Annotated in this window: 8 protein-coding genes; 5 read left to right on the top strand and 3 right to left on the bottom strand. The window is 38.7% G+C overall.

Going from position 1 to position 10,503, the window contains the following annotated elements; translation table 11 throughout:
- On the bottom strand, positions 1-2,091 hold a 2,091-nt coding region (locus H7U19_RS11815; protein WP_186562583.1), incomplete at its 3' end, for an HYR domain-containing protein.
- A 593-nt stretch (positions 2,092-2,684) separates the two neighbouring features.
- On the opposite strand from H7U19_RS11815, the gene H7U19_RS11810 reads away from it, so the two are divergent.
- The 5 genes from H7U19_RS11810 (at position 2,685) to H7U19_RS11790 (ending at position 8,028) form a co-directional block, all read left to right on the top strand.
- On the top strand, positions 2,685-3,173 hold the full coding sequence (locus H7U19_RS11810) for a SixA phosphatase family protein (protein WP_186562581.1): 489 nt from the start codon (positions 2,685-2,687) through the stop codon (positions 3,171-3,173).
- 128 nt (positions 3,174-3,301) lie between these two features.
- On the top strand, positions 3,302-5,365 hold the full coding sequence (ppk1, locus tag H7U19_RS11805; RefSeq protein ID WP_186562579.1) for a polyphosphate kinase 1: 2,064 nt from the start codon (positions 3,302-3,304) through the stop codon (positions 5,363-5,365).
- 1 nt (position 5,366) lies between these two features.
- On the top strand, positions 5,367-6,272 hold the full coding sequence (locus H7U19_RS11800) for a Ppx/GppA phosphatase family protein (protein ID WP_186562577.1): 906 nt from the start codon (positions 5,367-5,369) through the stop codon (positions 6,270-6,272).
- Positions 6,273-6,368: 96 nt separating this feature from the next.
- Positions 6,369-7,466: a glycosyltransferase family 4 protein gene (locus H7U19_RS11795; protein WP_186562575.1), complete on the top strand. Its 1,098-nt coding sequence runs from the start codon at positions 6,369-6,371 to the stop codon at positions 7,464-7,466.
- Between the two features lie 40 nt (positions 7,467-7,506).
- Positions 7,507-8,028, top strand: a complete 522-nt coding sequence (locus H7U19_RS11790; RefSeq protein WP_186562573.1) for a porin family protein — start codon at positions 7,507-7,509, stop codon at positions 8,026-8,028.
- Here the strand turns inward: H7U19_RS11790 and H7U19_RS11785 are convergent.
- Positions 8,025-8,606, bottom strand: coding sequence for a MiaE family protein (locus H7U19_RS11785; RefSeq protein ID WP_186562571.1), 582 nt, complete (start codon positions 8,604-8,606; stop codon positions 8,025-8,027). The two genes, H7U19_RS11790 and H7U19_RS11785, sit on opposite strands and share 4 nt — an antisense overlap.
- 11 nt (positions 8,607-8,617) lie before the next feature.
- Positions 8,618-10,363: a DNA polymerase III subunit gamma/tau gene (locus H7U19_RS11780; RefSeq protein ID WP_186562569.1), complete on the bottom strand. Its 1,746-nt coding sequence runs from the start codon at positions 10,361-10,363 to the stop codon at positions 8,618-8,620.
- Positions 10,364-10,503: the final 140 nt, after the last annotated feature.

Genomic DNA, 10,503 nt, shown 5'->3' with positions numbered 1-10,503 from the left:
CGTAACGGTAGCGGTACATGTGGATACGTTATTGTTGTTGTCTGTAACGGTCAGCGTTACGGTATTAGCGCCCACATTGGCACAGGTAAATGCCGTGGTGTCGAGTGCCAGCGACTGTATGCCACAGGCGTCGTTGGACCCGTTGTCGATATCGGCCGTCGTGATGGAGGCGTCCCCGTTGGCGTCGAGCTGTACGGTGATGTCCTGGCAAATGGCTGTAGGAGCCTCATTGTCAGAAACAGTAATAGTCACTGAACATTGGGCAGTGTTACCGCTTCCATCGTCAACTGTCCAAGTAATAGTTGTGTCTCCAACTGATAATATCTCACCAGCAACGGTAGCGGTATTGTTCAAATCATTGGTCACGGTAGTTGTACAGTTATCGTTAGACGTAGGATCAAATTCCGTACCTTGAATTGTATATTGGCAAACTCCTGAATCTGTATTTCTTGATGCATCTGCAGGACAAGAGATTGTTGGAGGAATGTTATCCACAACAGTTACTTTTTGCTCACAAGTAGCTGTATTTCCAGCACTATCAGTAACCGTCCAGATTACTGTTGTTTCTCCTAGAGCAAATGGCTCAGAGGCGTCATTGGATACACTAGCCACACCACAATTATCGGATGTTGTAGGTGTTCCAAGGTTTACACCTGAAGCTGTACACAAACCAGCATCAACATTTACGGTTACGTCCGCAGGGCATGTGATGGTTGGGTCTTCATCATCATTTTCTAAGACTATGGGGTTAGTAGATGAGGTTCTTTCACAATTGTTGGTATAGGTATCTCTGACTACTAAATTATAGGAGTTTGGACCTAATCCTGTAAAATCAACTCCCGATTGCCAAGTTGAGCCACCATCAATGGAGTACTCGTACTGGTCTGGATTTGTGCCAATAACATTTAATGGGCTTAAAACTGTTATGGTTTGATTGTTGTTTCCTTGACTACAATCGATATCAAATGTTGGCTCAGGGGGTAAAGCCACGTACATTAATGTTACGCTACCGGTATCACAAACCGTAGTGTTAGGCGGAGGTAAACATAGTTCATAATCAAATGTAGCATCGCCAATAAAGCCAGATACAGGCACAAAAGTGTAAGTACCATTAGAGTTTAGCGTAAGGGTTCCTTCTGTAACAGGATTAGGTTCTGTTCCTGGAACTACAGAATATGTAGAACCAGTTGGTTCGTTATTCAAAATATTCAAATCACCCATGTAAGTTTCATCCAAACATTCGATAAGCTGTTGGTCTACTGCATACTTCTGCAATAAGAAGAACTTTCCATCACCGTGGTCAGACGTAGCACCAGTGAACACAATTCTTGTAATACTTGAACCCGTAGGAGCCAATTCGTTTAAAAAGAAAAGCGCAATACCTATAGTCTGCCCATTGTCGTTACACCGACCTGATCTCCAATAGTCCGAACCAGCATTGGGCGCACCAAAAGTACACCCCGTATAGTTACCGCTATTTCTTACAAAAGTATCTCCAAGGATTTGTTCCGGGCCTCCTCCAACAGGTGTTCCCCAAACTTCAATATAGAAACAGTTGTTACCACCTCTTTCAGTAACCGCCAAAACCCCATCGCTGTTGGAAGGGATTGCAGGGCTATAGAATAAAGTTTGTTGTTGGGCATTTGTAGTTCCGGTTTGGGTAAAGTCGTTGCAAAAACTATCCCCATTATTATTAGATGAGAAATAATGATTCAAATTCTTATCCTGAAAAGCATCGAGAGCGTCATTGGCCCAATTCGGGTCAGCTGAAGTTGGATGGTCTGGCGGTGGCCCCTGATTTTCAAAAATCCTATTAAAGGCATGACCTTGAGGCCCTAATCGGGTTAATTGGTAGCTGGAAGGGACAACGAATGTATTATAGTCCACCCCATTTATTTCTACTCTGTCAATTGTAGCAGGGTCCGTATTCACCGCCTGGGTATCCGACCAAAAGAATTGTACTCCTGTTTGAACTGATGGTTCCTGTACACCAATTTGAGCGCTAAGCGCACAGGGTAATACAGCAATAAGAGCAATAGCTAAAACCCTTATTTTTTTAACCGTTGAAGAAAAATTGTATTTATTTCTCATATCGTACAAAATAAATTGTGATGTATATTATTTTCAAATGTGTTACTAAACGATTTAGCATTATAAGGTTGATCATCGAGTTTTTTTATCCATATAACCGATGATGTGTTTACATATGTTAATTGTCCTTTCATGCTACATTTAGTTTGTTCATGGCCAAAACCAACAAATCCAGCAACTACAGCTTGTAGCGCTGATTCGGTAAAACAAAAAACTTTAAGCTTTTGAGGGAAAAACTGAGAGGGAAAGTAGTGGCTGTAGAAGCCATTTTGTTCTGTGAAAGTTGATTTGGGGTCATTATTTTTAGGTTTATAGGTAAAACAAATAGACGTATATCTTGTATGTTTTTCAAAAAAAAATGTTAAACCACAAATATAATCGACGAAAAGAACTGATTTTTTCGATTACCGAAGTAATGTGCAATTCGTCGAACGAAGTATGATAACTTGCTTTAAACTTGGTGGTTAGCATTTGTTTTATTTTAAAACTTTAGGTTTTTGGTTAATTTAACGTAAATTTATGAAGCAAATAAATTGAATTTTATCGATAAAAGCAACATTTTAACGATAAAAATTGCATTTAATCGAAAACTAATGAAAAAATTAATCCTCATTCGGCATGCAAAATCCAGTTGGGAACACGATGTTATAGATCACAAACGACCTTTGAGCAAAAGAGGAATCAAAGATGCCAATTTGGTAGCAAAGAAACTGAAATCATTGGAGTTTACAGCTGACTTGGTTTTAATTAGTGATGCTACAAGAACGACACTTACAGCCAATATCATTCTGCCAGAATTGAATATAGATAAAGAAAAAATTGTTTTAACCCATGATTTATATGATTTTTCCGGCATAAATTTAACTAAAGTGATTAAGAATTGTAAGGATGAAGTAGAAACCTTGCTTGTATTTGGGCATAACCACGCCTTTACTGGGTTTGTAAATGCTTACGGTAGTGCATATATTGATAATGTGCCTACCTGTGGAGTGGTAGTCATTGAATTTGATACGGATGAATGGTCCAATATTTCATCGGGAAACACTTTAACCTCTATTTTTCCAAGAGATTTAAGACCATAAAAGTTTGATTAAATGAAGGTATTTTAATTCTTCATTTCTTCCATAAAATATTACCAAAATTTAGTTGATTGGGCTTACTATTCTCTTCGAAATAAAATATATTTGTTTGAGACTAAACAATTTTCAAAATGACGAAAGACGATAGTGTTGAAAACAGATATATTAATAGGGAAATAAGTTGGCTTCAGTTTAACGCTAGAGTACTTCAGGAAGCCGCAGATGAAAGAGTGCCCTTAATTGAAAGGTTAAGGTTTCTGGGTATTTTTTCCAATAATTTAGATGAGTTTTTCAAGGTAAGATACGCCACGGTAAAGCGTATTGTTGAAGCGGGGAAAGGCGGTAAAAGCGAGCTGGGAGGTATAAAGGCAAAGGAACTTCTTGAGATTATCACAAAAATTGTTATTGACCAGCAGGATCATAGTATTGATGTACTGGATGACATTGACCTAGCTCTAAAAAATGAGAATATTTTTGTTATTGACGAAACCAAGGTGGATAAAGGCCAACATGATTTTATCAAAAAATACTACAGGCAAAACATAAGTTCTGGTTTGGTAACCATCATTTTAAATGATTTAGTGGTTCTGCCAAATTTAAAGGATAGTGCCGCATATTTGGCTGTAAAAATGCAAATGGCAGATGGTTCCAAACAGTATGCATTAATTGAGATACCCAGGGCAGCAAGGCGTTTTGTGGTATTGCCTAAGCAGGGTGATAAAAATTTTATCATTATGATTGATGACCTTTTGCGCTATTGTTTGGAAGATATCTTCAATATTTTCGATTATAAAAGCATTTCGGCGCATATGATTAAAATCACGAGGGATGGGGAACTGGACTTTGATAGCGATTTCAGCAAAAGTTTTGTCGAAAAATTATCTGATAGCGTCAAACATCGAGAAATCAGCGAGCCAGTCCGTTTTGTTTATGATAAAACTATTGATAGCGACACCTTGGAATATCTTATGGAAAAAATGGGTATTGATAATACCGATAGTATCATTCCTGGAGGAAAATACCATAATAAGAGGGATTATATGGGGTTCCCAAGTTTAGGAAGAACAGATTTGCTGTATGATAAAATTGTCCCTCTTGAGGTTAAAGGCTTAAGTTTAGAGACCAGTATTTTCAAGGATATCAAGGAAAAGGACTATATGATCCATGCACCTTACCACACCTTCTCATACGTGGTTAAATTTTTAAGGGAAGCAGCTCTGGATCCCAAGGTAACTACTATAAAGATCACCATTTACAGGCTGGCTGAGATTTCTCATGTAGCTAGTTCTCTAATTAATGCGGCAATTAACGGCAAAACGGTTACAGTTTCCATCGAGCTACGGGCGCGATTTGACGAACAGGCCAATATTAAGTACGCTGAGCAAATGAGGAAGGAGGGCGTAAACCTAATTTTTGGAGTTCCGGGTTTAAAAGTGCACAGTAAAATGTGTGTTATTGAGCGCGAGGAAAATAAAAAGATAAAACGTTACGGATTTATTAGCACGGGCAACTTTAATGAGTCCACAGCAAAGATTTATACCGATTATACATTGTTCACCTATAATCAGCCAATTTTAAAAGAGGTCAACAAGATTTTTAATTTTTTTGAGGCAAACTATCGGGTGTATTCCTACAAGCACCTAATTGTTTCGCCCCATTACACCGAAAGTACCATTTTTAAGTTGATCGATGAGCAGATACAGGAAAGCAAAAGGGGTAATGGGGGCTATATCAGGCTAAAAATGAATAGTATTTCAAACTACCCAATGGTGGATAAACTCTACGAAGCCAGTAATGCTGGGGTAAAAATTGAAATGATAGTAAGAGGTATTTGCTGTTTGGTACCAGGGATAGAGGGTATGAGTGAAAACATTAAGGTTATCGGTATTGTTGACAAATTTTTGGAGCACCCGCGTGTATATATGTTTGGAAAGGATGAAAATGTAAAAATCTATATTTCGTCGGCCGATTTGATGACTAGGAATATCCACAATAGGGTGGAAGTAAGTTGTCCTATTTACGATAATGATATCAAAGGGGAGATCATTGACAACTTCAATATTTGTTGGAACGATAATGTAAAGGCTCGATTGATAAATACAAAAACAGAAAATGAATACAGGGTTAACGATAAACCTAAATTGAGGTCGCAAATCGCTTTGTATGATTATTATTTAGACAAGCTAAAGAACTAAAATGCTATCGATTAAAAAGTATGCGGCCATTGATATTGGCTCCAACGCCGTTAGGTTGTTGATTTCAAATGTTATTGAAGAAAAGGGTAAGCCCGTTGTTTTTAAAAAGAACTCATTGGTCCGTGTTCCCGTAAGATTAGGAGCCGATGTGTTTATAAAAGGACGTATTTCCAAAGAGAATTTCGAGAGGATGAAGGATACCATGCTGGCTTTTAAATTGTTGATGCAAGCCCATAAGGTAGTGAAGTACAAGGCCTGCGCCACATCCGCCATGCGGGAATCCAAAAACGGAAAAGCGGTGGTGGACGGCATTTTAGAGCATTCTGGCATTAGTATTGACGTAATTGGGGGTGAGGAGGAAGCGGCAATCATTGCGGCCACGGACTTGAACTCATATATTGACCCAAGCAAAGTTTATCTATACGTTGACGTTGGGGGTGGAAGTACTGAATTTTCGGTAATCGACAATGGGGAACAAGTCGCATCGCGGTCTTTTAAAATCGGTACGGTACGTCTTTTAAACGATATGGTGAAGAAGGAGGATTGGATAGAACTGGAGCAGTGGATAAAGGAAAACACAGGCCATTATGAAAAAATTAATGTGTTGGGTTCTGGTGGAAATATCAATAAAATTTTTAAGATTTCCGGCAAGGCCATGGGTAAACCGTTGACCTACTTCTATTTAACCACCTATTACAATACCCTGCAAAGTTATTCCTATGAAGAAAGGATTACAGAGCTAAACCTAAATCAGGACAGGGCTGACGTGATTATTCCAGCGATGAGGATTTACCTTTCAGCAATGAAGTGGAGTAAGGCTAAGCATATCTATGTTCCTAAAATTGGATTGGCAGATGGTATTATCAAAAGTATATACTATAATACCGTTTCGAGCAATACACAGTAAAATTCGGTATTTCGTCCTGTATCGGGGTGCTATTTCATTTTATCCTATATATTTGTCTCATATTTATATTTGTTTAAGCTCCAAATCTTACAAAATATGAAACTCTTATATGTTGTTAATCAGATCAATGGAACAACAGGATTAGAACGGATACTGGCCATTAAGGCCAATTATTTCATTAAGGAATTTAACTACGATATCGTGATGGTTACCCTTAATGAGGTTGAAGAAACCCCGTTTTTTGATCTTAATGAGAGTATCAAGATTATCCGACTTCCCAACAAATCCAATACCTTGAGCCACATTACCCAATTTGGCAAAATCAATAAAATTTTAAAGCAGGAATCTCCGGACACGGTGATTATTTGCATTGATAATATTTTCGGATTGTACCTTCCCGCTTTTCTGAAAAAGAAATACACTTATGTTTACGAACGCCATAATTCGAAACGTGTAAATTTAGGTCAGGGTGCAACATCTTTTAAAGCTAAGGTTTTAAATGGCATCAAAAAGAGATTACTCGATAAGGGTGGTAAACATTACGATACGGTAGTGTTATTATCGGACGATCACCTTGCGGAATGGAGCCACCTTAAGAATTTGAAGGTCATCAACAACCCACTTATTTTTTATCCCGAAACCTATGCCAAATTGGAAAATAAACGTGTTTTGGCTGTTGGAAGGCATACGCACCAGAAAGGGTTTGATATGCTGATGAAAAGTTGGGCAAAGGTGGTTGAAAAACATAAGGACTGGAAACTGGATGTTTATGGTAAAAAGGATCACGATTCTAGTTATATGGATCTGGCTAAAACCTATGGTATTACAGATTTTGTAACTTTTCACGACCCTGTACCCAATATTATGGAAGTGTATTTGGAGTCATCCATTTATGCACTTTCCTCAAGATATGAAGGGTTTCCGCTGGTGTTAATTGAGACCATGGCCTGTGGCGTACCAGCAGTGGCATTTAATTGCCCGTGCGGGGTAAGGGAGTTGATAACCCACGGGGAAGACGGGCTTCATGTGCCTGTGGACGATACGGATGAATTTGCTAAATCATTAATATATTTAATCGAAAATCAGGAAATTAGGACAAAAATGGGGGCTAAAGCTCGAAAAAATATTTTACGTTTGTCTCCAGAAAACATATTTCCGCAATGGAAAAATTTATTTGAACAACTGTCAGCTTAATAGAAACCCTCGCTATTATCTGGCTTAAAAATTTTTTATTATGAAAAAATTAATACTCTTAGCTGTACTGCTTTGCTTATCAATCGAAGGGTTTTCGCAAACATATGGTGTGCGTGCAGGATATACGATTTCGAATTTGGATTTTAAGGATGCACCACCAATGGAGAACAAACATAGAAATAGTTTCTATCTTGGTTTTTATGGGGATTTCAGATTATCTAATTCAGTGTCTGTCGTTCCCGAGCTTCAGTTTTCTCCGGAAGGCGCAAAGGACGAAACACTACATTTGGATTTAATTCAAATGCCAGTATTGTTCAAGTTTAGGTTACACCAAAGATGGCGTTTTGGTATTGGCCCGCAGGCAGCCTTAAAATCTCATAAGGAAGGCGACATGATGCGTAATTTTCATTACTCTGCTATTGCAGGTGTGGAATTTAAACTGAATCAAATGTTTTACGTAGACGCCAGATACAGCTATGGTGTCACCAATATTTTTGACGATTTCGTGGCAGCGGAAGCAAGAAATACTAATATTCAATTAGGGGTAGGTTATCAATTTTAGCCATGAATAGCCTCGCTATTGCCTAATTTCGACATAATTTCAGCCTCATAATCAAGAAGTTGTTGCCATTTGGTATCAACTTCTTTTTTATTGCCATACTTTCGGGCGAAGCCCAAAAACATGGTGTAATGATTGGCTTCGCTTACCATCAAATTTCTATAAAAAGTAGCTAATTCCTGATCTTCGAGTTCTTCTGAAAGCAATCTAAACCTTTCACAACTTCGCGCCTCGATTAATGCTGCGTATAATAATCGATGAACTAACTGTGTGGTTCTGCTACCTCCTTTTGGAAAAAACTTCATCAGTTCCACCACATATTCGTCTTTTCTGTCTCGACCCAAAGTCCAGCCACGTTCAATGATTTTATCGTGCACCATTTTAAAATGACTGATTTCCTCTTTCACCAGAGCCACCATTTCCTGAACCAATTGGGTATATTCCGGAAAGCCGACAATTAGGGATATTGCCGTACTGGTTGCTTTTTGCTCACAAAAGGCATGGTCGGTCAAAATCTCTTCGATGTTCTTCTCTACGATATTTACCCAACGTGGGTCCGTTGGTAATTTTAGTCCTAGCATTGTTCTAATTCTTAAAGGTCCAATCCAAAGGTTTTCTTTAGTAGCTCAATCGAGGCGTTTTTCTCTTTTAGCTTTTCGTACTTCTCTCGGGTAGTGTAAGCATATTGAACGTTTTTTTCTTCATTGACCGTGATGGAAAGCGCTATATCATAATTATTTAGCGACTTTTTTAAATACATCATTAGCTCATATTGGGCACGTTCTAATTCTACTTTGTTGGTTTCGTTCGGGAATTCCAAATGTACCTCAGTACCCTTCAATTTAGGAGTGTCAATAGTCAAAATGGAAGCCAAATTGTGTTGGCCTTTTTCCTGAATTATTTTAGTATAGGCTTGCCAATGAGTGATTAATTCCTGTTCCGTAAAATCTTCCTTTGGGAGATCCTCGTCATCAACAATCACTTCCATTTGGCGGATTTGGTGTTCTTTTTCTTTTTGAAGACTTTTAATGCTTATCCCCGAAACATAATTCTTTTCACGCGTCAGAACAATTTTCTTAGGGGCTTTTACTTTGAATTGTTCTGCAACTCCGGTGTTGGATTCTAAAGGTTCTGAATAAACAGTTTCGTTTTCTGGAGGCTCCGGTTGCTTTTCTTCGGGTTTTATCTTATCCTCGGGTACTGAAACAGGAATAGGGGTAATACCCTTTTTCCTGAAATAGGACGCCGGAATTATAAAGTGTTTAGCGTTTTTTTTTTCGCCTTCAAACGTCAATGAGGCCAGTTGCATTAAACAGAGTTCTACCAACAAGCGTTGATTTTTGCTCGTTTTGTATTTGAGGTCGCACTCATTGGCCAATTCGATCCCTTTGAGTAAGAATTCCTGCGAAGCTTTTTTGGATTGCTCTAAATATTTCTTTTTGATTTGATCGCCAACTTCAAGAAGCGCAATTGTACTTTGGGTTTTGCTCACCAATAAATCCCTAAAATGGGAAGCTAAACCGGCAATATAATGGTGACCGTCAAAACCTTTAGAAAGTGTTGTGTTGAATTGTAATAGCAAATCAGGAATGTTATTTTCCAAAATTAAATCCGTACTGGTGAAATAGGTCTCGTAGTCCAGCACGTTCAGGTTTTCCGTAACCGCTTGTCTGGTCAGGTTTTTGCCTGAAAAACTTACCACACGATCAAAAATGGAAAGGGCGTCGCGCATGGCGCCATCGGCTTTTTGGGCGATGATGTGCAATGCATCGTCTTCCGCAGAAACCCCTTGTTCCTCGGCAATGTATTTTAGATATTCCTTGGCATCCTTAACTGTTATGCGCTTGAAGTCAAAAATTTGGCAACGCGATAAAATGGTTGGGATGATTTTATGCTTTTCCGTGGTAGCTAAAATAAAGATGCAGTGCTTTGGGGGCTCTTCCAAGGTTTTCAAAAAGGCATTGAAAGCGGCCTGAGACAGCATGTGTACCTCATCAATAATATAGACTTTGTATTTGCCTACTTGCGGTGGAATCCGCACTTGGTCTGTAAGATTTCTGATATCGTCCACCGAGTTGTTGGAGGCCGCATCCAGTTCAAAAATATTAAAAGCAAAATCCTCGTCATCGGTTTCCGTACCATCGCTATTAATCATTTTAGCCAAAATACGGGCGCAAGTGGTTTTGCCCACCCCGCGTGGCCCCGTAAACAAAAGGGCTTGGGCCAAATGATTATTTTCAATGGCGTTGAGCAAGGTATTGGTAATAGCCTGTTGTCCTACCACATCCTTAAAGGTCTGCGGTCGGTACTTTCTGGCCGATACTACAAAATGCTCCATGGGAAATCCTTGAGAGACAAATTTAAAAATTCAGTTTTTAATTATGAATTTTGAAGTGGTAATTTACGATGAGTTATTAACAAAACTAAGTATTTAGTTCTTGGCATTGACAGAAAAAATATCGAACTTCGTTTAACATT

This window comes from Hyunsoonleella aquatilis (assembly GCF_014270105.1).
Classification (GTDB): Bacteria; Bacteroidota; Bacteroidia; order Flavobacteriales; family Flavobacteriaceae; genus Jejuia; species Jejuia aquatilis.
The sequence above is the reverse complement of the archived record's forward strand: the minus strand, read 5'-3'. Positions and strand labels throughout refer to the sequence as shown.

Excerpts from the sequence above, each read along its gene's own strand:
- H7U19_RS11810 (WP_186562581.1), top strand. The coding sequence starts at position 2,685 with ATGAAAAAATTAATCCTCATTCGGCATGCAAAATCCAGTTGGGAACAC.
- ppk1 (WP_186562579.1), top strand. The coding sequence starts at position 3,302 with ATGACGAAAGACGATAGTGTTGAAAACAGATATATTAATAGGGAAATA.
- H7U19_RS11800 (WP_186562577.1), top strand. The coding sequence starts at position 5,367 with ATGCTATCGATTAAAAAGTATGCGGCCATTGATATTGGCTCCAACGCC.
- H7U19_RS11795 (WP_186562575.1), top strand. The coding sequence starts at position 6,369 with ATGAAACTCTTATATGTTGTTAATCAGATCAATGGAACAACAGGATTA.
- H7U19_RS11790 (WP_186562573.1), top strand. The coding sequence starts at position 7,507 with ATGAAAAAATTAATACTCTTAGCTGTACTGCTTTGCTTATCAATCGAA.
- H7U19_RS11785 (WP_186562571.1), bottom strand. The coding sequence starts at position 8,606 with ATGCTAGGACTAAAATTACCAACGGACCCACGTTGGGTAAATATCGTA.
- H7U19_RS11780 (WP_186562569.1), bottom strand. The coding sequence starts at position 10,363 with ATGGAGCATTTTGTAGTATCGGCCAGAAAGTACCGACCGCAGACCTTT.